Annotated in this window: 20 protein-coding genes; 7 read left to right on the top strand and 13 right to left on the bottom strand. The window is 71.5% G+C overall.

Translation table 11 applies throughout. The annotated features are described in order from the left end of the window. Nucleotides 1-384: 384 nt before the first annotated feature. Nucleotides 385-2,064, top strand: coding sequence for a DEAD/DEAH box helicase (locus tag AB0B66_RS27970; protein WP_360535633.1), 1,680 nt, complete (start codon nucleotides 385-387; stop codon nucleotides 2,062-2,064). A gap of 68 nt (nucleotides 2,065-2,132) precedes the next feature. Here AB0B66_RS27970 and AB0B66_RS27965 read toward each other — a convergent pair whose 3' ends face one another. Together AB0B66_RS27965 and AB0B66_RS27960 are read right to left on the bottom strand one after the other, a co-directional pair. Then, on the bottom strand, nucleotides 2,133-3,224 hold the full coding sequence (locus AB0B66_RS27965) for a PLP-dependent cysteine synthase family protein (protein WP_360535509.1): 1,092 nt from the start codon (nucleotides 3,222-3,224) through the stop codon (nucleotides 2,133-2,135). Nucleotides 3,225-3,268: 44 nt separating this feature from the next. Then, nucleotides 3,269-3,718: an Lrp/AsnC family transcriptional regulator gene (locus AB0B66_RS27960; RefSeq protein WP_203696163.1), complete on the bottom strand. Its 450-nt coding sequence runs from the start codon at nucleotides 3,716-3,718 to the stop codon at nucleotides 3,269-3,271. A gap of 224 nt (nucleotides 3,719-3,942) precedes the next feature. Here AB0B66_RS27960 and AB0B66_RS27955 point away from each other — a divergent pair, with 224 nt between their 5' ends. Both AB0B66_RS27955 and AB0B66_RS27950 read left to right on the top strand, forming a co-directional pair. Beyond that, nucleotides 3,943-4,212, top strand: a complete 270-nt coding sequence (locus tag AB0B66_RS27955) for a BldC family transcriptional regulator (protein WP_308440668.1) — start codon at nucleotides 3,943-3,945, stop codon at nucleotides 4,210-4,212. A 207-nt stretch (nucleotides 4,213-4,419) separates the two neighbouring features. Next, nucleotides 4,420-5,736, top strand: coding sequence for a hypothetical protein (locus tag AB0B66_RS27950; protein WP_360535507.1), 1,317 nt, complete (start codon nucleotides 4,420-4,422; stop codon nucleotides 5,734-5,736). Nucleotides 5,737-5,750: 14 nt separating this feature from the next. Here AB0B66_RS27950 and AB0B66_RS27945 read toward each other — a convergent pair whose 3' ends face one another. Beyond that, entirely contained in the window at nucleotides 5,751-6,209 is a 459-nt protein-coding gene (locus AB0B66_RS27945; protein WP_360535505.1) for an SRPBCC family protein, read from the bottom strand. A 58-nt stretch (nucleotides 6,210-6,267) separates the two neighbouring features. Here AB0B66_RS27945 and AB0B66_RS27940 point away from each other — a divergent pair, with 58 nt between their 5' ends. Beyond that, nucleotides 6,268-6,909: a UbiX family flavin prenyltransferase gene (locus AB0B66_RS27940; RefSeq protein WP_360535503.1), complete on the top strand. Its 642-nt coding sequence runs from the start codon at nucleotides 6,268-6,270 to the stop codon at nucleotides 6,907-6,909. A 12-nt stretch (nucleotides 6,910-6,921) separates the two neighbouring features. On the opposite strand, the gene mqnP is transcribed toward AB0B66_RS27940, so the two are convergent. Continuing rightward, complete coding sequence (gene mqnP / locus AB0B66_RS27935) at nucleotides 6,922-7,836, bottom strand: menaquinone biosynthesis prenyltransferase MqnP (RefSeq protein ID WP_360535501.1); 915 nt, start codon at nucleotides 7,834-7,836, stop codon at nucleotides 6,922-6,924. Next, entirely contained in the window at nucleotides 7,833-9,326 is a 1,494-nt protein-coding gene (locus AB0B66_RS27930) for a menaquinone biosynthesis decarboxylase (protein WP_360535499.1), read from the bottom strand. Before AB0B66_RS27930 ends, mqnP begins: the two co-directional genes overlap by 4 nt. Before the next feature lie 102 nt (nucleotides 9,327-9,428). Between AB0B66_RS27930 and AB0B66_RS27925 the strand changes: the two genes are divergently transcribed. After that, nucleotides 9,429-10,259, top strand: coding sequence for a hypothetical protein (locus tag AB0B66_RS27925; protein ID WP_360535497.1), 831 nt, complete (start codon nucleotides 9,429-9,431; stop codon nucleotides 10,257-10,259). Between the two features lie 156 nt (nucleotides 10,260-10,415). Beyond that, the gene (locus AB0B66_RS27920; RefSeq protein ID WP_360535495.1) at nucleotides 10,416-11,024 is read left to right on the top strand and encodes a GNAT family N-acetyltransferase; all 609 of its coding nucleotides are present in this window, start codon (nucleotides 10,416-10,418) and stop codon (nucleotides 11,022-11,024) included. Between the two features lie 298 nt (nucleotides 11,025-11,322). Here AB0B66_RS27920 and ccsB read toward each other — a convergent pair whose 3' ends face one another. The 7 genes from ccsB to AB0B66_RS27885 all read right to left on the bottom strand — a co-directional run bounded on the left by ccsB (nucleotide 11,323) and on the right by AB0B66_RS27885 (nucleotide 18,494). Next, nucleotides 11,323-12,315, bottom strand: a complete 993-nt coding sequence (gene ccsB, locus AB0B66_RS27915) for a c-type cytochrome biogenesis protein CcsB (RefSeq protein ID WP_360535493.1) — start codon at nucleotides 12,313-12,315, stop codon at nucleotides 11,323-11,325. Then, a complete protein-coding gene (locus AB0B66_RS27910) occupies nucleotides 12,315-13,868 on the bottom strand; it encodes a cytochrome c biogenesis protein ResB (RefSeq protein ID WP_360535491.1) in 1,554 nt (517 codons plus the stop codon). The genes ccsB and AB0B66_RS27910 overlap by 1 nt, the downstream gene beginning before the upstream one ends. 49 nt (nucleotides 13,869-13,917) lie before the next feature. Continuing rightward, nucleotides 13,918-14,697: a cytochrome c biogenesis CcdA family protein gene (locus tag AB0B66_RS27905; protein ID WP_360535489.1), complete on the bottom strand. Its 780-nt coding sequence runs from the start codon at nucleotides 14,695-14,697 to the stop codon at nucleotides 13,918-13,920. Continuing rightward, nucleotides 14,697-15,263 (bottom strand): TlpA disulfide reductase family protein, encoded by a 567-nt coding sequence (locus tag AB0B66_RS27900; protein ID WP_360535487.1) that lies wholly within the window; start codon nucleotides 15,261-15,263, stop codon nucleotides 14,697-14,699. Before AB0B66_RS27900 ends, AB0B66_RS27905 begins: the two co-directional genes overlap by 1 nt. Nucleotides 15,264-15,271: 8 nt before the next feature. Continuing rightward, nucleotides 15,272-15,901: a histidine phosphatase family protein gene (locus AB0B66_RS27895; RefSeq protein WP_360535485.1), complete on the bottom strand. Its 630-nt coding sequence runs from the start codon at nucleotides 15,899-15,901 to the stop codon at nucleotides 15,272-15,274. Nucleotides 15,902-15,964: 63 nt separating this feature from the next. Further along, nucleotides 15,965-17,287, bottom strand: coding sequence for a glutamate-1-semialdehyde 2,1-aminomutase (gene hemL / locus AB0B66_RS27890; protein ID WP_360535483.1), 1,323 nt, complete (start codon nucleotides 17,285-17,287; stop codon nucleotides 15,965-15,967). Between the two features lie 10 nt (nucleotides 17,288-17,297). Continuing rightward, complete coding sequence (locus tag AB0B66_RS27885) at nucleotides 17,298-18,494, bottom strand: FAD-binding oxidoreductase (RefSeq protein WP_360535481.1); 1,197 nt, start codon at nucleotides 18,492-18,494, stop codon at nucleotides 17,298-17,300. A gap of 193 nt (nucleotides 18,495-18,687) precedes the next feature. Between AB0B66_RS27885 and AB0B66_RS27880 the strand changes: the two genes are divergently transcribed. After that, the gene (locus tag AB0B66_RS27880; protein ID WP_360535479.1) at nucleotides 18,688-20,808 is read left to right on the top strand and encodes a S9 family peptidase; all 2,121 of its coding nucleotides are present in this window, start codon (nucleotides 18,688-18,690) and stop codon (nucleotides 20,806-20,808) included. Between the two features lie 471 nt (nucleotides 20,809-21,279). Here AB0B66_RS27880 and AB0B66_RS27875 read toward each other — a convergent pair. Next, a partial coding sequence (locus tag AB0B66_RS27875) for a glycoside hydrolase family 6 protein (RefSeq protein WP_360535477.1) occupies nucleotides 21,280-21,826 on the bottom strand: 547 nt, incomplete at its 5' end.

Below are 21,826 nucleotides of genomic sequence, written 5' to 3'. Positions count from 1 at the left end.
CCACTACACCGTCGTGTTATTCGGGCGGCGGTGGCCGCAAAGCCCGGTACACTCATCGGGTTGTTCTGGGCGCGCTCGGCGCGCTTTTGAGCGTTCCTGCGGGTGACTTGCAGCGGCACGAGGCCGCGCGGCGCGGGGATGCGCCACCCGAGAGGTTTCGCTTTGACTATGCACGACCCTGCCCTGTTCCCGTCCGTCTTCGAGATCAACATTGATACCGAGGGCAAGGCCGCGGCCGCGAAGGCCGCCGCCCAGACGGCCGCCGCAGCGGCGACCACCACCACCGACACCGTCACGGACGTCGTCGAGGCCGCGGACACCGCCGCCGACGAGGCCGTCACGGAGCATCTCCCGAGCTTCGCCGAGCTCGGCCTGCCGCGCGCCATGGTGCGCGAGCTGACCCGGGCCGGCATCACCCAGCCCTTCGAGATCCAGGCCGCCACCCTGCCGGACGCGCTGGCCGGACGCGACGTGCTCGGCCGTGGCCAGACCGGCTCCGGCAAGACCCTCGCTTTCGGACTGCCGCTGCTGGCGCGCATCGCCGAGGGCAAGCCGGCCCGCCCGCACCACCCCAAGGCCCTGATCCTGGTGCCCACGCGCGAGCTGGCCATGCAGGTCGCGGACGCGCTGCGCCCGCTGGCCAAGGCGATGGAGCTGTACACCGGCACCGCGGTCGGCGGCGTGCCGTACGACCGGCAGATCCTGGGCCTGCAGCGCGGGCTCGACGTGATGATCGCCACCCCGGGCCGCCTCGGCGACCTGATCCAGCGCGGCGCCTGCGCGCTGGACGACATCGAGGTCACCGTCCTGGACGAGGCCGACCAGATGGCCGACATGGGCTTCCTGCCCGACGTCACCGAGCTGATGGCCAAGACCCCGGCCGGCGGCCAGCGCCTGCTGTTCTCGGCCACTCTCGACGGTGACGTGGACACGCTGGTCAAGCGGTTCCTGAACAACCCGGTGACGCACTCGACCGCCCCCGCGGAGGCGTCGGTGTCCACCATGGACCACATGATGCTGCTGATCCCGCCGCAGGAGAAGTTCAAGGTCACCGCGGCGATCGCGAACCGTCCGGGTCGGACGATCATGTTCGCGCGCACCCAGATGGGCGTGGACCGCCTGGTGGAGCAGCTGCGCGAGGTCGGCGTGCGGGCCGGCGGCCTGCACGGCGGCAAGACCCAGAGCGTGCGTACGCGCACCCTGGCGCAGTTCAAGGAGGGCCGGATGAGCGTCCTCGTCGCCACCGACGTCGCCGCCCGCGGCATCCACGTCGACGGCGTCTCGCTCGTCGTGCACATCGACCCGCCGAAGGACCCCAAGGACTACCTGCACCGGGCCGGCCGCACCGCCCGGGCCGGCGAGTCCGGCGCGGTGGCCACCCTGGTGCTGCCCAAGCAGCGCCGCTCCACCATCTCGATGATGGAGAAGGCCGGCGTGGCCAAGCCCGCCGAGCACCGGCTGCGCGTCGACGACCCGAAGCTGGTCGAGCTGACCGGCGCCCAGGAGCCGTCCGGCCGTCCCGTGGTGGACGAGCCGGAGCCGCGCTTCCAGCGGGGCGGCCAGCGCCGCGACGGTGGACGCGGCTACGGCGACCGCGGCCCGCGCCAGTACGGCGACCGCCCGTTCCGCGAGCGCTCGTACGGCGACCGGCCGCAGGGTGACCGGCCGTTCCGCGAGCGCACCTACGGTGACCGCCCCCAGGGCGACCGGCCGCAGGGTGACCGGCCGTTCCGCGAGCGTTCCTACGGTGACCGGCCGCAGGGCGACCGCCCGTTCCGCGAGCGCACCTACGGTGACCGCCCCCAGGGCGACCGCCCGCAGGGCGACCGGCCGTTCCGCGGCGAGCGTTCGTTCGGCGACCGCCCGCAGGGTGACCGGCCGTTCCGGGGCGACCGCCCGCAGGGTGACCGGCCGTTCCGGGGCGACCGTCCCCAGGGTGACCGGCCGTTCCGCGAGCGCACCTACGGCGACCGCCCCCAGGGTGACCGGCCGTTCCGCGAGCGCACCTACGGCGACCGCCCCCAGGGTGAGCGCTCGTACGGCGACCGCCGCAACGCCAACTGATCTGTAGAACCTCGAAGGGCCCCGGTCCACCGCCGACGCGGTGTGGGCCGGGGCCCTTCGGTTTCGCGTCACTCCTGCCAGGTGCCGGTGGCCAGGAAGGTGCGCACTGTGGCCAGCGCCTCGGTGAGGTCGAGGTTCTGGTCCTTGAGCCACGTGTTGTCGTAGTAGGTGTGCGCGTACCGTTCGCCGCCGTCGCACAGCAGGGTGACCACGGAGCCCCGCTCGCTACGGGCCAGCATCCCGGCGATCAGCCCGAACGCCCCCCACAGGTTGGTGCCGGTCGAGCCGCCCACCCGGCGGCCCAGCACCTCGGAGGCGACCCGCATGGCGGCCAGCGAGCCCGCGTCGGGCACCCGGACCATGCGGTCCACCACGTGCGGCTGGAACGACGCCTCGACCCGGGGGCGGCCGATGCCCTCGATCCGTGAGCCCTTGCCGGTCGTCACCGACACGTCGCCGGACTCGTACGACGGGTAGAAGGCGGAGTTCTCCGGGTCGACTACCAGGATCTTCGTGCAGTGCCGCTGGTAACGGACGTACCGGCCGATGGTGGCCGAGGTGCCACCGGTGCCCGCGCCGATCACGATCCAGTTCGGCACCGGGTGCCGCTCCAGCTCCATCTGCTGGAAGATCGACTCGGCGATGTTGTTGTTGCCGCGCCAGTCGGTGGCCCGCTCCGCGTAGGTGAACTGGTCCATGAAGTGCCCGCCGCGGTCCTCGGCCAGCCACCGCGCCTCGACCACGACCTGCGCCGGATCGCTGACCAGGTGGCACTCGCCGCCCTGGAACTCGATCAGCTCGATCTTCTCCTTGCTGGTGGAGGCCGGCATCACCGCGATGAACGGCAGCCCCAGCATGCGGGCGAAATACGCCTCGGAGACCGCGGTCGAGCCCGAGGACGCCTCCACCACCGTCGTGTCGGGCCGGATCCAGCCGTTGCACAGCGCGTAGAGGAACAGCGAGCGGGCCAGCCGGTGCTTGAGCGAGCCGGTGGGGTGCACCGACTCGTCCTTGAGGTAGAGGTCGATGCCCCAGTACGGCGGCAGCGGGAACGGCAGCAGGTGCGTGTCGGCGCTGCGGTTGGCGTCCGCGACGACTTTGCCGATCGCCTCCGTCACCCAGACGCGGTCGTTGTCCGAACACCGATCAAGCTGCTCCATGCCCCGGACCGTAGCACCAAACGAACGCCGGCCAGCAGGTCCGCTCAGCTCATCAGCGGGCGGGGACGGCCCTCGAAGGTGGTGGACAGCGCGATGGCGGTGCGGGTCCGGGCCACTCCGCGGGTGCGGGACAGCTGCACGATCAGCTGCTCCAGCTCCGCGATGGTGCCGACCCTGGCCTTGACCAGGTACGACTCCTCGCCGGCCATGAAGTAGCAGGACTCGATCTGCTCCAGCCCCTGCAGGGCCGCGGAGACGTCCTCCATGTCGACGGCCGGGTCGGCGACGATGCCGATCAGCGCGGTGACGCCGAGGTCGATGGAGCTGGGCTCGACGTCGGCGTGGTAGCCGCGGATCACCCCGGAGGCCTCCAGCTTGCCGACCCGGTCGTGCACCGCCGGCGCGGAGAGGCCGACCTGGCGCGCGAGCTCCGCGTACGAGAGGCGGGCGTTGTTGCGCAGCAGGTCAAGCAGGTTGCGGTCGATCGCGTCCACACAGAGCACCTTAGAGGCAGTTTCTTCCAGAGTGGGCACGGAGGGGCGCATCTTCGGGCAATATACGAATGAGGTTCGCAACATATGGATGCGAACCCCCCAAAAGGTGCATACGACCATTTTAGGGACGCCTGCTAGTGATGGTGCTCTAATTGGGCGTACGTCCCAGCGGAGGCGGCTACCGGGTGCGCCCGAACCAACTCCGTCGACGCAAGGAGGTGGGCGTGGACACAGGAGATCGCCTGTTGACACCTGGCGAGGTGGCCGCGCTGTTCCGGGTCGACCCAAAGACGGTGACCAGGTGGGCAGCGGCCGGACGCATCGGCAGCATTCGCACGCCGGGCGGCCACCGCCGGTTCCGCGAGTCGGAGGTGCGGGCACTGCTCGAGGGCGAGGGCGAGTTCGACGAGGACAACCCCCCGGGCAGCCCGGCGCCGCAACCCGGCGCCGGAGCCGCACCGCGGGCGGCGGGCAGCCGGCCGGGCGGATACTGACCCCGGCGCGGTTCCACCAGGACAACTACCGAGCGGTACGCCACGGCGGTCCAGATGGTCGTACCCTCATCAGCGGCGCTGACCCGGCGCCAGGAACACGGCACGTCCCGGCGCTCGCCTCCCGCCTGCGGGAAGGGACTCACCACGTTCCTTGAACGGGCCACCGAACCGTGTGGCCCGTGCCGGACCCGAGGATCGAGTCGCCGCATGCCCACCAACCGGCGCGCCGCCCAGCTGCTGGCCGCGACGTGCTCGGCGTTGACCGAGACCATCCGGCGGCACATGCCCGCCGGACCCTACCGGGACTTCACCGCGTGGGCATACTCGGCGGAGAATCCCCGGCGGCACGAATACCTCCAGAGCACCGGCGTCATCCAGCTCGTCACCATGAACACCCGGATGCTCACCGGGCTGGTCGAGGAGCACGACTGGCCCGCCATGCTCCACCATGCCGGCCGCATGAACGCCTACCAGGTGTTCGAGGTGGTCTCCGACGACCTCGCCATCGGCCTGGGCCACCCGGTGCTCGACGCCGCCCAGACCCGCCGGCTCGACCTGATCGGCGCGCTCAACCGGGCCATGCTCCAGGCACTGGCCCCCGGCCGGAACACCCCGGCCATGCTGCTGCTGTCCGGACCGGCCCGCGACGCCGCCCGGCACGCCTCCGGCTTTGAGCAGAGCCTGGTCAAGAGCAAACGCGCGGGCATGGCCGAGGACTACGCCCGCCACGTCGGCGCCGACGCGCCCCTGCTGCAGGACGTCGAATACGGCCTGTGGGCCGCGCTCGTGGCCAACGTCGAGAGTTGCCGCGACCTGGTGGACGGCATCGACGGCACGCCCACCGCCTCCCTGGTGCGCCAGGGCCTCGCCGACCGCTACCGGGCCGTCGAGCGCACCCTGCGCGCCGAGCACCTGTCCCGGCTCGACCTGGCGGCACTCGGCGGCCAGAGCATCCTCGTCCTGCCGACCCTGGCCTACTTCGTCTGCGTGCTCAACGACCTGCTGGCCCCGGTTGCCGTACACCGCGCGGTGCTCGCCGACGGCACCCTCAGCGACGTGCTCTCCGACGCCGCCCTGCTGGTACGCCTCCAGAACGACCTCGGCACCCGCCTGCTGCGCATGCCCCCCGTCCAGCAGCACGCCCTCATCAATCGCGTCGCGCGCACCTGCGACGCCGACGGCCGCGACACCGCCGAAGCGGCCCTCGACCAGCTCGCCACCGACCCCGACACCGCCTTCAACCGCCTGCAGAAGGACATCGTCAACGGCGAGGCCAACGTCGCGCTCTGGCACGCCCGCCGCGCCCCCGACGCCACCAGCGCCCTGACCGCCCTCGCCGACAGCCTCACCTACCACGCCGGCCTCTACGGACTGCACAGCGCCCGCCTGGCCGCCGGCCTCGCGGCCCTCGACGCCCGCCTCCCCGACCGCCGCGCCACCACCCTCATCGACCGCTTCGTCCGCTTCCACGAACACATGTACTCCCACGCCCACACCAACCCCCTGGGCGAATACGCCATCTGACCCCCACCGACGGATCAGGGTGCGGTGGCGGATTCGATGAGGGCGGGGACGCGGCGGAAGTAGCGGCGGGCCAGCAAGGAGAGGAGGGGGTTGAGGAGGGGGCCGAAGCGGGCCCAGGGGCGGGCCGCGGCGATCTCGGCGACGAGGTTGAAGCGGGTGCGGTCGGGGGTGAGCGGTGACCACTCGTAGTGGGCGACGTAGGGCAGGGGGCCGCTGCGGACTGTGATCGTCTGGCGGTACGGCGGGTCCTGGGCGGTCACCTCGATGCGGGTCTGATGCCGCACCCGCAGCAGGGTCGCGTCGAGCTCGTAGAAGGTGCCGACACCGCCGTCGCCGATCCGGCGCGACGAGTGGATGCCGCTCCACCACTGCTGATCGTTGCGAACATCGGACAGGTACGCGAAGACCTGGGCGACAGGCCGGTCGACCACGATCTCGACCGCGATCCGGACGCCAGCCGACTGGGCTGCCATGCGCTGAGGCTAGGCAGCCGTGTCCAGCCGGTCAACGGACCCGGCTAGTGTCATCGGTGTGTCTGCCGATGTAGCGCCGCGTACGCCCTGGGTGCTGGGGGTGTCGGGGGCTTCCGGGACGCCGTACGCCGCGGCCGTGCTGCGGGGGCTGTGCGCGGCGGGCGAGGCCGTCGACCTGGTCGTGTCCCGGGCGGCCCGGCTGACCATCCTCGACGAGACCGGGCACGCGTTCCGGGACGCGCACTGGCGCGAAGACCTGGCCACCTGGCTGGATACCCCGCTCGACGACGCCGACCTGCGCTACTGGCCCGCCGGCGACCTCGCGGCGGGACCGAGCAGCGGCTCGTACCGGGCCAAGGGCATGATCGTCGTGCCGGCTTCGACGGCGGCGTGCGCGGGCATCGCGCTGGGCCTTTCCAAGGACCTGCTGCAGCGGGCGGCCGAGGTGAACCTCAAGGAGCGCCGCCCGGTCGTGATCGTGCCGCGGGAGACCCCGGTGACCCGTAGCCACCTGCTGCACCTGGTCGAACTCATCGACTCCGGCGCGGTGGTCCTCCCGGCCAGCCCCGGCTTCTACGGCAGCGGCGCGAAAGCCCACGCCCAGCAACTCGTCGACTTCGTCGCCGGCAAAGTCCTCGACACCATCGCCGTCCCCCACACCCTCCTCACCCGCTGGACCGGCCACCTCGGCCACCGATGACCTCGCCTCGGGTCAGAGCCAGAGGGCGAGGACGGCGAAGACGAACAGGGCGATGCCGACGAAGCCGTTGGCGGTGAAGAAGGCCCGGTTGACCTTGGACAGGTCGGTGGGGGTCACGATGACGTGCTGGTAGGCGAAGGCTCCCGCGGTCAGGGCCAGGCCGATCCACCAGGGCCAGCCGAGGCCGACCCACGCGCCGAACCACACGAACAGCGCGAACGTCACCACGTGGGTGAGCGTGGAGATCAGCAGCGCGTTGCGCACGCCGTACCGGGCGGGCACGCTGCGCACGCCGATCTGTCGGTCCACCTCGGCGTCCTGACAGGCGTAGATGAGGTCGAAGCCGCCGATCCACAACCCCACGGCGAGACCGAGCAGCCAGGCCGGGCCGGACCCGGCGAAGGTGCCGGTGACCGCGAGCCAGGCCCCGATCGGTCCGACCGCCTGCGCCAGCGCCAGGATCGCGTGCGGCCAGTCGGTGAAGCGCTTGCCGTACGGGTACAGCACCAGCGGCACCACGGCCAGCGGCGCGAGCAGCGCGCACAGCGGGTTGAGGGCGAGCGCCGCCCCCATGAACACGACCAGTGCCACGGCCGCGCCGAGCCAGGCCGTGCGCACGCTCACCGCACCGGTGACCAGTTCACGCTGGGCGGTACGCGGGTTGCGCGCGTCGATGTGCCGGTCGATGATCCGGTTCGCGGCCATCGCGAAGGTGCGCGCCCCGACCATCGCGATCGTGATCAGCAGCAGCACGAGCCAGTCGATCCGGCCCAGCGTGCGGTCCATCGCGACCAGCGCGGACAGGTACGCGAACGGCAGCGCGAACACCGAGTGCTCGATCGCGACCAGCTTCAGGAACGCCTTGACCCGGCCCGGCTCCTTGAGCTCGGGGCCGGCCGCGGCGACATCGCGCGACGCGGTGCTCACTTGCCCCAACCCTTCCGCGACGGGCTCTCCGGGAACCCGTACTCCTTCCACCGCTTGTCGACCTTCGCGACGATCTCGGGGGCCATCCGCATCTCCTCCGGCCAGCCGCGGGTGTAACCCTCGGTGGGCAGCTTGCGGGTGGCGTCGACGCCGGCCTTGCCACCCCAGAACTGCTGGTACGACGCGTGGTCGAGGTGGTCCACCGGCCCTTGGGTCAGCACCAGGTCGTGCGCGTAGTCCACGTTGCCGAAGGCGCGGAACGCGACCTCCTGCAGGTCACGCGGGTCGCAGTCGTCGTCGACGACCACGATCAACTTGGTGAGGCTGAGCAGGTGCGCGCCCCAGACGGCGCTCATCACCTTCTGCGCGTGCTTCGGGTACCGCTTGTTGATCGCGACCACCAGGCAGTTGTGGAACACGCCCGCCTCGGGCATGTGGTAGTCCACGATGTCCGGCACCAGGATCTTGATCAGCGGCAGGAAGATGCGCTCGGTGGCCAGGCCGATCGGCCCGTCCTCCTGCGGCGGCTTGCTGGTGATGATCGAGTGGTAGATCGGGTCGCGGCGCATCGTCATGCACTCGACGTGCATGACCGGGAACGGCTCGACGGGCGTGTAGAAGCCGGTGTGGTCGCCGAACGGGCCCTCCGGCAGCCGCTCGCCCGGCTCGACCCAGCCCTCCAGGATCACGTTGGCGGTCGCGGGCACCTGCAGCGGCACGGTCAGGCAGTCGACCAGCTCGACCCGCTCTCCGCGCAGGAACCCGGCGAACAGGTACTCGTCGATGTCACCGGGCAGCGGCGCGCTCGCCGAGTACGACACCACCGGGTCCGCGCCGAACGCGATCGCGACCGGCAGCCGCTCGCCGCGGCGCTCCGCGACGGCATGGTGCGCGGTCGAGTCCTTGTGGATCTGCCAGTGCATGCCGACGCTGTTGTGCGAGTGCTGCTGCAGCCGGTACAGGCCGAGATTGCGTTTCCCGGTTTCCGGGTGCTTGGTATGGGTCAAACCGTAGTTGTGGTAGATGCCGCCGTCGCCGGGCCACATGACAAGGCCGGGCAGCATGTTGAGGTCGACCTCGTCGCCCTTGAGCACGACCTCCTGGCAGGGCGCGCTCCGGACCTTCTTCGGCGGCAGCGACTTGAGCTGCATGATCTTGCCGAGGCCGTCCATCATGCCACTGAACCCCTGCGGCAGCTCCGGCTTGGCCAGCTCGCCGATCCGCGCGCCGATCTCGTCGAAGTCCTGCACCCCCAGCGCCATCGCCATGCGGCGGTCGCTGCCGAAGATGTTGATCGCGAGCGGCATCACGCCGCGGGTCGGCTTCTCGAACAGCAACGCAGGGCCCTTGGCCCGCACGGTACGGGTGACGATCTCGCTGATCTCCAGCGTCGGATCGACGGGGGTGGTGACCCGGTGCAGCTCGCCGGCCCGCTCCAGCGCGCCGAGAAAGCCCTGCAGGTCGTCGAACGGGAAACGCGGTGCCGCCATGCTGGCATCCTCGCATCCGCCCCGTCACTCCGCCGGGGAGGGGCGAGGCGCTGCGGCGTACGCCATCGTCACTCCGGCCCGTCCCGCCCGGTTGACCCGGATGTGACCCCCCGCTTCGCCAGGGTCCTGGCGGCCACGCTGCTGGCGCTCGCCGCCGGATGCACCCCAGGGACCAGCACCGGCACGCTGCCCGACTGCCCCGTCGGCCGCCCCGCCTCCACCACCGCGCCCACCGGGCCGGCCGGCCTGGCCGCGCCGGGCGCCTGCCGCTCGCGCGCCACCGTGGTGCAGCCCGTCGCGGCCGCGGTGCCCAGCCCCGGCTACCACCACCTCGGCGCGACGACGCGGGGACGCTGGTCGGGCGTGCTCGGCCGGATCGAGGTCGGCGACGCCGGGGTGCGGCGGGGCACGTACGACTTCGTCGCGGCCCGGTTCATGGCCAAGGCGGGCCGCGGCGCCGAGCAGGCCTGGCTGGAGGTCGGCTGGACCGAGACCGGCTGGTCCGGCAACGCCCGCCAGCGCGTCTACACCTACGACACGGCCACCCGCGCCTGGGCCTTCTACGACCAGTACGCGGTCTCCCCCGGCGACAAGCTGTGGCTGCACCTGCAGACCGAAGCCGGCGGCGAGCAGCCTTCCTGGCAGGCCTGGCTGTGGTGGGGCGAGCGCTGGAACCTGCTCACCAGCCGCCCGCTGCCGCTGTCCGGCCAGGCCGAGATCGAGCAGTACGTCGAGGTCCACGCCGACCCCGCCGACCCCGGCACGGTCACCATCCCCCGGCTCGCGATCGACAACGTCCAGCTCAAGACCTCCCCCGACGCCGGCCTGCGCCCCTGGAACGCCGAAGTCCCCACCAGCCCCGGCGCCGACTTCGCCACCTACTGCCTCGACTGGCTGCGCCCCTACACCTCCTGGACCACCACCACCTGCTGACAGGGCAAGGAAGGGCACCTTCTTAACGCTCCGCGTTATAGAAGGTGCCCTTATTAACGTCTCAAGGCTTTGAGCAGGGCAGGTGGCGAGTCGCGACGGCTGGTGCCGTGAACCACGGGGCGACGCCACGGGTCGGCTGCGCTAGCCTTCGGCCTCGTGCGGATCGTCATCTTCTCCGAGCGGGAGACGCCGGCCGAGCTGCGGGCACAGGTGCTGGCACTGCAAGCACAGGCCTGGCCGCCTGACGCCGGCGCCAGTGCCGAGTCCGATGCCGGGGGCGGCAGCGGACCCGGTGCCGGCGACGACTGGCATGATCCGGAACTCGACCCCGTGGCGATGCTGCTGGTCGATGACGCCGGCGTGGTGCTCGCGGGCCTCGATCTGTTGTCCAAGGAGATCCGCCACGACGGTCGGAGCTTCAAGGCCCGAGGGCTCAGCAGGGTCGTCACCGGGGTGGCGTACCGCGGCCGGGGATACGGCCGCCGGCTGGTGGCCCACGCGCGCGAGACGATCCGTCTCAGTGGTGCTGACCTGGGCATCTTCACCTGCGACCGGGAGCTGCAGAGCTTCTACGAGAGTGCCGGCTGGCAGTTGGTGCCGGGCGCGGTGCTGGTGGGTGGCACCCCCGACGATCCCTTCCCCAGCGACCTGTTCGACAAGGTCACCATGGCGGGCTTCTTCTCGGCGGCCGCACGGCGGCACACGGAGTCGTTCACCGGGGCCCGCATCGCACTGCATCCCGGCCTCATCGACCGGCTCTGGTAACCCTGCCGTCCCGGTCGCCCGAGACGCGGCGGACGCGGCAGACGCGGCGGACGCGGCTTGATCGCTGTCTCTGGTCAGAATCCGCGGTTCGACCCCAGTTTTTGACCCGAAACAGCGATCAAGCTCCGCGACCGCCCCACCCGCCACGTCCCGGCCGCCCAGTCCGAGCCCCGGCGGCCCCGGACCGGCCTCCGGAAACCCTCGCAACGTCCCAGCTCAACAGGGCTCAGGCGTTAAGAAGGGCACCTTCTTCAACGCGGAGCGTTAAGAAGGTGCCCTTCCTTTGTCCGCAAGGGGGTTAGACGCCGCCGTAGGAGTGCAGGCCGGTGAAGAAGATGTTGACGCCGAACAGGTTCATCATCATCGTCAGGAAGCCGATCACGGCGATCCAGGCCGCGGTGGAGCGCTTGATGCTCGGCGTCGCGCGAGCGTGCAGGTAACCCGCGTAGACGACCCAGGAGATGAACGCCCAGACCTCCTTCGGGTCCCAGCCCCAGTACCGGCCCCAGGCCACCTCGGCCCAGATCGCGCCCGCGGTGACGCCGAACGTCCAGATCGGGAACGCGAAGGCGTGCAGGCGGAAGGAGAGCCGCTCGACGGCCTCGGCGTTGGCCAGGCGGCCGCCGAAGGCGTACAGGAAGCCGCGCTTGCCGTTGTCGTAGCCGGTCCGGACCAGGTACATGATCGAGGCCGCGCCGGCCACCATGAACAGGCTGGACGAGGTGATAACCGCGCCGATGTGGATGCCGAACCAGTACGAGTCCAGCGCCGGGACCAGCGGCCCGACCGGCGTGTAGAGGATCATGCCCGCCACGCCGACGAGCAGCACCTCGAACAGCATCACGAACAGGCCGAGGTGGCGCACCTGCCGCTGGAAGAACAGTGTGCCCAGCCAGATGACGCTGCCCAGCGCCGTGATCGACAGCACGAACTCGTACATGTTGCCGAACGGCAGCCGCTCGGCGGCGATACCGCGGGTCACCACCGTGACCACGTGCGCGACCGCACCGAGGATCGTCGCGCCGACCGCGGCAGGCCCGAGCCAGGAGGCGCGCGAACGGCCGCCGGCGGCGGCAGAGGGCTCGGCGGGGGCCGCGTAGGCGTGCGGGGCCTTCTCGACGACCGGTGCGCCCGCGCCGACGAGCTCCCTCGCCGGAGCGGCGGCGGGTGCGGCGGCCGCGTTCGCGATCCGGCCGCGGGTGCCGAACGCGTACTCGCCCGCGTGCAGCAGCATCGCGACCAGGTACGACAGCAGGGTGACGACCAGAAGGCCGTCGGACAGTTCTGCCACTACCGTTGCCACCTCTCGACCAGGGAACGGAACTCGTCTTCGAAACCGGGGTACTCGGTGCGGGGCAGGCCGCCCGCCTCGGCGGTGCCGTCGGCGCGCAGCCGCAGCCAGACCCGGCGGCGCTTGCCGTACAGCGACAGCGGCAGGCCGACCAGCAGCAGCACCGCGCCGGCGAGCACGATCGGCTCGCCCGGGTCGTGCCGGATGGACACGGTGATCCACTGCCGGGTGCCGACGAACTCGAGCTTGCTGCCGTCCGGCAGGGTCCACGTCTCGCCGCGGCGCATCAGCTTCGGCTCGCCGTACTTCTTCAGCCGCCCCGCCTCCAGCTGGCGCTGGTCGAGGTCGTAGACGGAACTCGGGATGCCCGCGTCCAGCCCCAGGTCACCGCGGTACGCGGTGAGCATGAGCGCGGGGTTGCGCTCCTCCGGGTGATCCGAGCGCAGGTATGGCGGCCCGTCCTTGGTCGGCAGGTAAATGCCGGAGAAGGCCATCTGCTTCGTCTGGTCGCTGCCGTTGGCGTCCGGGAACGCGGCCACGCCCTCACTGGTCAGCGTCGGGTCGGTGTATGGGAACGGCGACACCGTCTCCTGGGTCACCCCGGCCGCGTCGGTGTAGCGCAGCACCGGGGCGTACCCGTGGCCGAGCAGGTACACGTTCGCGCCGTCCAGGCGCAGCGGGTGGTTCACGCTGAACGTGTGCCGACCCAGGTCGCCGTGCGCGGAGTCGGTCGCGGCCACGTCGGCGGCGAACGAGATCGGCATGCCGTCCGCGCGGTACTCGGCACGGAAGTCGGTGAGTTCGAGGCAGAAGTCGGGCAGGTCGCCCGCGCCGACCTGCGGGCCGAGCCCGAAGTCGTCGTACTGCTGCACCGTGTTGCAGAAGACCTGCTCCGGTCCGGCGACGATGAGCCGTCCGGCGTGCCAGCCCCACTGCGAGCCGAGCCCGACGCCGATCAGGATGACCAGCAGCGAGCTGTGGAACAGCAGGTTGCCGGCCTCCTTCAGGTAGCCCTTCTCGGCGGCCAGGGTGACCGTGCCGTCGGCCTGCTCGCGGCGTACGGTCCGCCAGCCGCGCAGCGCGGCCTTCGCCGCCGCCTCGTCGACGGGCTGGTCGAGCTCGGCCGCCTGCGGGAGGCGGTTGAAGTGCTTGGGCGCGTCCGGCGGGGCGGTGCGCAGCGCCTTCGCGTGGTCGCGCAGGCGCGGGGTGATGCAGCCGATCAGCGAGGTGAACAGCAGCAGGTAGATCGCGGCGAACCAGGGCGAGGCGTACACGTCGAAGCCCCACAGCCGGTCCAGCACCGGCGCGAGCTTCGGGTTGGCGGCGTAGAAGCCCTGCACGTCCTCGACCTTGACCGCGCGCTGCGGCAGCACCGACCCGGGGATCGCGGCGACGGCCAGCAGGAACAGCAGCATCAGCGCGGTGCGCATGCTGGTCAGCTGCCGCCACCCGTTGCGCGCCGCAGCCCTTCCGGCCGCGACCAAGCGGGGGGTACGCCGGTGCGGCGGCTCGTCGGCGGGCCGGTTCTCGACGGCGGCTTCGGTGAGGCTCATGCGGCGTTCCCGGGGACCGTGGCGACGCGACGGGTCGTGCGGCGCCCGCTCATATGGAGATCTCCCCGGCCCCGAAGGTGACCCGCAGCCAGATCACGAAGTCGCCCCACGCGCCGGTGATCAGGGCGAGGCCGACGAGGATCAGCAGCGCGCCGCCGAAGCGGGTGACCCAGCGCGAGTTGCGCCGGATGAAGCCGACCACGCCGGTGAGCTTGCGCATGCCCAGGCCCAGCACCAGGAACGGGATGCCGATGCCCAGGCAGTAGGCCAGGCCCAGCACGATGGCGCGGCCGGTGTCGCCGTACGCCCCGGCCAGCGCGCCGACCGCGGCGAGCGTCGGGGACAGGCACGGCACCCAGCTCAGCGCGAAGACGGCGCCGAAGACCGGCGCGCCCCACAGCCCGGCCTGGGGCAGCTTCTGGATGCGCTTCTCGTTGTCAAGGCCCGGGATGACCCCGAGGAAGGCCAGGCCGAACAGCACGATCAGCGCGCCGATGCCGACCTGCAGCGCGCGCTCGTAGGTGAGCAGCAGGCGGCCGATCTGCGCGGCGACGATCGTGGTGGTCAGGAAGACGGCGGCGAACCCGGCGATGAACAGCAGCACCCCGGCCAGCACCCGGCCGCGGCGGGCCTGCCCCAGGCCGGTGCGGTCGTCGCCGAGCGTGGCGTCGAGGTCCGCGCCGACCAGGCCGGTCACGTACGACAGGTAGCCCGGCACCAGCGGCAGCACACACGGCGACAGGAAGCTGGCCAGCCCGGCGAGCGCCGCGACGGCTATCGCCAGCACCAGCGGCCCGCCGTTGACCACGGCGGCGAAGTCCGCACCCATCAGCCGGCCTGCTCGGCGGCGATCTCACGCACGATCGGGCCGAGCTCGGCGGCGTTGGTCGCCTTGCGCAGCACGGCGGCGACCCGGCCCTGCCGGTCGATGACCAGCGTGGAGGGGGTGGACACCGGGGGCACGTCGACGAAACGCAGCGACAGCCGGGCACCCGGGTCGAAGATGCTCGGGTACGAGTTGCGGGCGGCCACGAACGCCTTGGCCGCGTCCCGGCCGTCGCGGTTGTTGATGCCGAGGAAGACCACGCCGGAGGCGGCGGTGTCCTTGGCGATCTGCTCCAGGTCGGCGGCCTCCAGCCGGCAGGGCGCGCACCAGCTCGCCCAGAAGTTCACGACCACCACGCTGCCGAGCTTGCTCGCCATGTCGTAGGGACTGCCGTCGAGCAGTTCACCGGTGACCGCCGGGGCCGCCTTGCGCTCGGCGGCCGGAAAGCGCAGCACGTCGCCGACGGCGGGCGGCTTCTCGTCGTCGCCGCAGGCCGCCAGCGCTGTCGTGGCCAGCCCGGCCACGGCGAGCGCCAGCACGGCGCGGCGGGTGCGGGGGCGTGATGTCACGCGCCCCATCATGCCCCGCGCCCGGCTCCGGTCCCCAGGTGGGCTGCCGGCTCGGAGTATGTGATCTGCGCCAACTGATCACCTTCGAAGACGAACGAGGTCAGGCTGGCCAGCCCGCACTGGCGGCGGCGCGGGTCGTGCCACAGCCGCCTGCCCTCCAGCGCCATGCGCAGCGTCCAGATCGGAAGCTGGTGCGACACGCACACCGCCTCGTGCCCGCGGGCGTGCTCGCGGGCGGCGTGCAGGGCCAGGATCATCCGGGCCGCGATCAGCCGGTACGGCTCGCCCCAGCTGGGCGTCATCGGGTTGCGCAGCACCCACCAGTGGCGCGGATCACGCAAAGCGCCGTCGCCCGCGCCGACCCGCATGCCCTCGAAGTAGTTGCCGCTCTCGATCAGGTTCGGGTCGACGTGGATGTCGAGCCCGAGCTGCTCGGCGAAGGGCAGCGCGGTCTGCTGGGCCCGTTCCAGGGGGCTGGACACCAGGTAGGTGATGTCCCGGTCGGCCAGCGCCGTGGCGGCCGCCTTCGCCATCTGCTGGCCGAGGCCGCTGAGCTGGAAGCCGGGCAGCCGCCCGTAGAGGATCTTGGCGGGGTTCTGCACCTCGCCGTGCCGCAGCAGGTGGACGATGGTTCTCATCGGCCGATCATGCCTTTCGCGTCCGGCTCGCGGGTACCCGTCCGGCCGCTGCGTGCCGCCCGGTCATGACGCTGCCGCCGCCGCCCGCGCCGCGCCCGGCAGGGCGGCGGCGATGTGGTCGAGGGCCTCGTCGCCGATCGCGCCGGAGACGAACCACGACTCGAACGCGCTCGGCGGCAGATAGACGCCCTGCGACAGCATGCTGTGGAAGAACGCCTTGAACGCGGCGGTGTTCTGCCGCCGGGCGTCGTCGTAGTCGTGCACCTCGGCGTCGGCGAAGAAGATCGAGAACATGCTGCCCGCGGTGGCGAGCCGGTGCGGCACGCCCGCCTCGGCCAGCGCCTTCGTCGCCAGCTGCCCGATGGTCGCGGCGGTGGCGTCGAGCCTGGCGTACAACGCGTCGTCGGCCAGCCGCAGCGTGGCCAGACCGGCGGCGCAGGCCAGCGGGTTGCCGGACAGGGTGCCCGCCTGGTAGACCGGACCGGCCGGGGCCAGCTTCGACATCACCTCGGCGCGCCCGCCGAACGCGGCGGCGGGCAGGCCACCGCCCATGACCTTGCCGAACGTCCACAGGTCGGCGTCGACCGGCTCCAGGCCCTGCCAACCGGAGCGCGACACCCGGAAGCCGGTCATCACCTCGTCCATGATCAGCAGCGAGCCGTGCCGGTGCGCGATCTCGGCCAGGCCGGCGTTGAAGCCGGGCCGCGGCGCGACCACGCCCATATTGCCCGCGGCGGCCTCGGTGATGATCGCGGCGATGTCCTCGCCGTGCGTCTCGAACGCCTGCGCCACCGCGTCCAGGTCGTTGTACTTGAGCACGATCGTCTCGGAGGCGCCCGCGCCGGTCACGCCGGGCGAGTCGGGCAGCGCGAGCGTGGCGACGCCGGAACCGGCCGCGGCGAGCAGCGCGTCGACGTGGCCGTGGTAGCAGCCCGCGAACTTGATGATCTTCGTGCGGCCGGTGAAGCCACGGGCCAGCCGGATCGCCGACATGGTCGCCTCGGTGCCCGAGTTGACCAGGCGGATCTGCTCGGCGGCGGTGCGCGCGACCAGCTCCTCGGCCAGCTCGACCTCACCCGGGGTGGGCGTGCCGAAGCTGGTGCCGCGGGCGGCGGCGGCCTGGATGGCGGCCACGACCTCGGGATGCGCGTGGCCGAGCAGCAGCGGGCCCCACGAGCAGACGAGGTCCACGTAGCGACGGCCGTCCGCGTCGAAGAGCCAGGGGCCCTCGCCGCGAACCATGAATCGCGGGGTGCCGCCGACGGCGCGGAACGCCCGGACGGGCGAGTTCACACCGCCGGGCACGATCGCCGCCGCCCGGTCGAAAAGTTCCTGGGAGGCGGGTGCGTCTGCCGGGTAACCCACCGGCTCGTTGAAGTCGATCACAGCGTACGAATTATGGCACGCGGTACGGCGCGAGCAGCTCACGCAGGTGCGGTGGGGCGGCTTGCACCACAGCGGAGCCGCTGCGCGCCAGCAGCACCTCCCGCAACGTCTCCAGCACCGACACCAGCCGCCCCGCGGGCAGCTCGCCGGGCACCGCGGCCCAGGCCTGCCCGACGCCGATGCTGCCGCGGACCGGCACCGGCGACCCGATCGCGTCGACCAGGGTGTAGCAGACCGAGTGCAGATCGCCCTCGGGGGCGTAGAGCCGCACCGCCACCTCGCCGGGGCGGAACGGGTACTTGCCCCACCACAGCGGGGCCTGCGTGGTCAGGTGCGCGTGCCCGCCCAGGCGGCGCACCAGCAGGCGGCCGCGGTCGGCCAGGCTGACCGGCGAGCCCTCCAGCAGCACCGCCATCACCCCGGTGGCGTCGCGCCGCCCGCCCGCCTGCGGGGTGCGGCGAATGCCCGGCATGTCCAGCTCGATCGCGGCCGGGGCCAGGTTCGCGGCCAGCACGTCATCGCGCAGGGTCGCGACCTGCAGCGGCTGCAGCACCGGGCAGACCACCCAGGAGGCGGCGGGAGCCAGCGGATAGGTCCGCAGCGTCACCTCGACGATCAGGCAGGCGGGGTGCGGCCCGCCGGGATGCGTCCAGCGCAGGTCGAAGATGCTGGACCCGAGCAGGCGGGCGCGGTCGGCCACGGTGGTCACCGTGCCGTCGGGCAGCACCACCGTCGCGTCCACCACCTGCACCGCGGGCGGCCCGTAGAGGTGGGTCAGCGGCCCGAACTCGGCCGCCGCCAGCACCCCGCCGAACGTCGCCCGCGGCGACGGCGGGTCCAGCGCCAGCCGGCGACCCGAGCGGGCGAGCACGTCCTGCGTCGCCGCGACCCCCGCGCCCGCGCCGACGGTGAGCTGCTCGGTCGTGGGGTCGTAGTGGAGCGTGGCTAGGTCGGACAGGTCGACGAGCAGATCGACCACCGGCGGCGGGTCGAGCCAGCTGCTCTTGGACCCGCTGCCCCGCGGCAGCACGGTCAGCCCCAGCTCGTGGGCGCGGCGCATCAGGGCGGCGGCCTCGGCCGGGTCGCGCGGCGCGGCGACCCAGCGCACCAGCGCGCCGTCGACCGTGTCGAGCGCTCCCGCCGGGCGCACCGGGCAGCCCAGCCGCAACCCGTCCAGCTCGGATTCCTCACGCACCGGTGCCGTCATCCCTCGCTCCTACCGAATGGAAGGTGCCGCTCTTGACAGTTCACCCCGCGCAAGGCGGGCTGGCGACACGTGAGACGGAAATCTTCACGCAGCGCACAAAGCTCGTTAGAACATATGTTCGATACTAGTCAACGTCGACGGTTCCGGCAATCACCACTGCCTTCCCACCCGGCCTGCCGGTAGCGTTACCGCCATGACTTCCGATCTCCCCAACGGGCCGGTCACGGCCCCCGTCGCACCGCGGATCGCGAGCACGCGCAGCCATCACGGCGACGACGTCATCGACGAGTACGCCTGGCTGGAGACGAAGGACGACCCGGCGGTCACCGCGTACCTGGAGGCCGAGAACGCCTGGACCGAGCACGCCACCGCCCACCTGAGCGGGCTGCGCGAGACGCTGTTCGGCGAGATCAAGGGTCGCACCCAGGAGACCGACCTGTCGGTGCCGGTCCGCAAGGGCGCCTACTGGTACTACGCCCGCACCGAGGCCGGCAAGCAATACGGCATCCAGTGCCGGCGCCCGGTCACCGCCGGTGAGACCGCGCCGCCGACCCCGGCCGACGGAGCCCCGCCGGCCGACGAGGAGATTTTGCTCGACGGCAACGAACTGGCCGCCGGACACGACTTCTTCGCCCTGGGCACGCTCGACGTGAGCCCGGACGGGCGGCTGCTGGCCTACTCCACCGACTTCACCGGCGAGGAGCGCTTCACGCTCCAGATCAAGGACCTGGCCACCGGCGAGATCCTGCCCGACCGGATCGAGGGCGCGTTCTACGGCAGCGCCTGGTCGGTGGACGGCACGCAGCTGTTCTACCTGACCGTGGACGAGGCCTGGCGCCCGCACCGGGTGTGGCGGCACGCGGTCGGCTCGACCGGCGACGACGCCCTGGTGCTGGAGGAGGCGGACGAGCGCTTCTGGATCGGCGTCGAACTGACCCGCTCGCAGCGCTTCATCCAGATCGACATCCACAGCAAGGTCACCAGCGAGGTCTGGCTGATCCCGGCCGACGAGCCCACCGCCGCGCCGACCGTGGTCACCCCGCGCGTGCAGGGCCTGGAGTACTCCGTCGAGCCACAGGGCGACCGGCTGCTGATCCTGCACAACCGCGACGCCGCCGACTTCACCCTCGCCCAGGCCCCGGTTTCCGCACCGGCGGACTGGCAGGAACTGATCGGCCACACCCAGGGCGTACGCCTGGAGGGCGTGGACGCCTTCGCCGACCAGTACGTGGTGTCGCTGCGCCGTGAGGGCCTCACCGGCCTGCGCCTGTTCCCGACCTCGGGCGAGCCCACCTCGAAGCCGCGGGACATCACCTTCCCGGAGCCGCTCTACACGGTCGGGCTGTCCGGCAACCCCGACTACCACACCGACCAGCTGCGGCTGACCTACGCCTCGATGGTCACCCCGGACTCGGTCTTCGACTATGTGGTGGCCACCGGCGAGTTGCTGCTGCGCAAGCGAAAGCCGGTGCTGCCAGGCCCGGACGGGCAGCCGTTCGACCCGGCCCACTACGAGCAGCACCGGGTCTGGGCCACCGCCGACGACAACACCGGCGTGCCGATCTCGCTGGTCTGCAAGGCGGGCACGCCCGTCGACGGCAGCGCGCCCCTGGTGCTCTACGGCTACGGTTCGTACGAGTCCAGCATGGACCCGTGGTTCTCCATCCCCCGGCTGTCACTGCTCGACCGGGGCGTGGTCTTCGCGGTCGCGCACGTGCGCGGCGGCGGTGAACTGGGTCGGCACTGGTACGACGACGGCAAGCTGTTGGCCAAGCGCAACACGTTCACAGATTTCGTCGCTTGCGCCCGGCACCTGGCCAAGAGTGGCTGGACCAGCCCCGACCGCATCATCGCGCGCGGCGGCTCGGCCGGCGGCCTGCTGATGGGCGCGGTCGCCAACATCGCCCCGGAGGCCTTCGCGGGCATCGTCGCGCAGGTGCCGTTCGTCGACCCGCTGTCGTCGATCCTCGACCCGTCGCTGCCGCTCACCGTCACCGAGTGGGAGGAGTGGGGCAACCCGCTGGAATCCCCCGAGGTGTACGCGTACATGAAGGCGTACTCGCCGTACGAGAACGTCGCCGACCTGGAGTACCCGGCGATCCTCGCGGTGACCAGCCTGAACGACACACGGGTGCGCTACAGCGAGCCGGCCAAGTGGATCGCGGCCCTTCGGCACACCGCGCCTCACGGCGAATACCTGCTCAAGACCGAGATGGGCGCCGGTCACGGCGGCCCGTCCGGGCGCTACGACGCCTGGAAGGAAGAGGCGTTCGTGGCAGCCTGGATCCTGGACCGGGTCGGCCTGGCCGGCTGACCTCCACGTTCGCCCAACCGGCGGGGGGGGGGGGCCCCCCCCCCCCCCCCCCCCCCCCCCCGCCCCCCCCCCCCCCCCCCGCCCCCCCCCGCCGCTCTTTTGTGGATTATTTGTCAAGTAAGTCCGATTTACATCGTCTGGCGCTTTTGTAACTTACTTGTGCGACGATCGTCGCTTCAGGAGCATTGACACCGGCGTCGGCGGCGTTCGCATCACTTGCAGCTGCCCGAATCACGAACCTCGTGATAGGCCGTCCGATCGCGAGGTGTCGTCTTCCTTATTTGTCCGATATCTACCCTATCAGACTCGCATTGCGCGATCGACCATTTTGTCCTCGCGTCGCTTGAAACGATACATGGCAAAACTTGCCATAACGCATGCTTCAACCATCTGTGTGCATCGATTGCAAAACGGGCGAGGGGCATCCCCCGCGAGCTTTCTCGCGAAGGATGCCCCTGGATCAGCCGTCGGTCAGGAGAGCGGCGGGTAGGCGTTGGCCATCAGCTCGGCGAACTGGGCCGGGAACCACGCGCCCGAGATCGGGGCGTTGGGCAGGGCGCCGGTCAGGTTGTTGCCGTTGAGCTGGTTACCGGTGTAGGTCGGGTCGCACATCCGGTCGAAGCCCTTGCCCTCGTTGTTCGGGATCAGCGACGAGGAGCCGTCGGACTCGCCCGGGGGCTTGACCCACACGTACGCGTCGATGCCGGTCGCCGGAGCCGAACGCGGACGCTCACCCAGACCCGCGCCGGACTGGTTGCACCAGTTGCCGGCGTGGATACGCCGGTCGATCCGCGACTGGTTGACGAACGTGTCCACGTTCGTCGACGTCGACGCCGCGGTCGGACGCGCCGAACCGCCCCAGCCGTTACGCGACGTGTCGATCAGCATGCCGATGTTGGAGTTGAAGCCCTCCGACACCAGCCGGGTCCGGAACGCCTGCGCGAACGACTGCTCGTCGACGTAGTAGTTCCAGTCCACCCACTTGGACTGGCGCACCGTGGTCCCGCCGACCGAGGTG

The sequence above is a fragment of the Catellatospora sp. NPDC049111 genome (genome assembly GCF_040648615.1).
GTDB classification, from domain to species: Bacteria; Actinomycetota; Actinomycetes; order Mycobacteriales; family Micromonosporaceae; genus Catellatospora; species Catellatospora aurea.
The sequence above is the reverse complement of the archived record's forward strand: the minus strand, read 5'-3'. Positions and strand labels throughout refer to the sequence as shown.

Bases quoted from the DNA above. Each gene is read 5' to 3' on its own strand.
- AB0B66_RS27970 (WP_360535633.1), top strand. From the start codon at position 385: ATGGTGCGCGAGCTGACCCGGGCCGGCATCACCCAGCCCTTCGAGATC.
- AB0B66_RS27965 (WP_360535509.1), bottom strand. From the start codon at position 3,224: ATGGAGCAGCTTGATCGGTGTTCGGACAACGACCGCGTCTGGGTGACG.
- AB0B66_RS27950 (WP_360535507.1), top strand. From the start codon at position 4,420: ATGCCCACCAACCGGCGCGCCGCCCAGCTGCTGGCCGCGACGTGCTCG.
- AB0B66_RS27945 (WP_360535505.1), bottom strand. From the start codon at position 6,209: ATGGCAGCCCAGTCGGCTGGCGTCCGGATCGCGGTCGAGATCGTGGTC.
- AB0B66_RS27930 (WP_360535499.1), bottom strand. From the start codon at position 9,326: ATGGCGGCACCGCGTTTCCCGTTCGACGACCTGCAGGGCTTTCTCGGC.
- AB0B66_RS27910 (WP_360535491.1), bottom strand. From the start codon at position 13,868: ATGAGCCTCACCGAAGCCGCCGTCGAGAACCGGCCCGCCGACGAGCCG.
- AB0B66_RS27905 (WP_360535489.1), bottom strand. From the start codon at position 14,697: ATGGGTGCGGACTTCGCCGCCGTGGTCAACGGCGGGCCGCTGGTGCTG.
- AB0B66_RS27895 (WP_360535485.1), bottom strand. From the start codon at position 15,901: ATGAGAACCATCGTCCACCTGCTGCGGCACGGCGAGGTGCAGAACCCC.
- AB0B66_RS27885 (WP_360535481.1), bottom strand. From the start codon at position 18,494: ATGACGGCACCGGTGCGTGAGGAATCCGAGCTGGACGGGTTGCGGCTG.
- AB0B66_RS27880 (WP_360535479.1), top strand. From the start codon at position 18,688: ATGACTTCCGATCTCCCCAACGGGCCGGTCACGGCCCCCGTCGCACCG.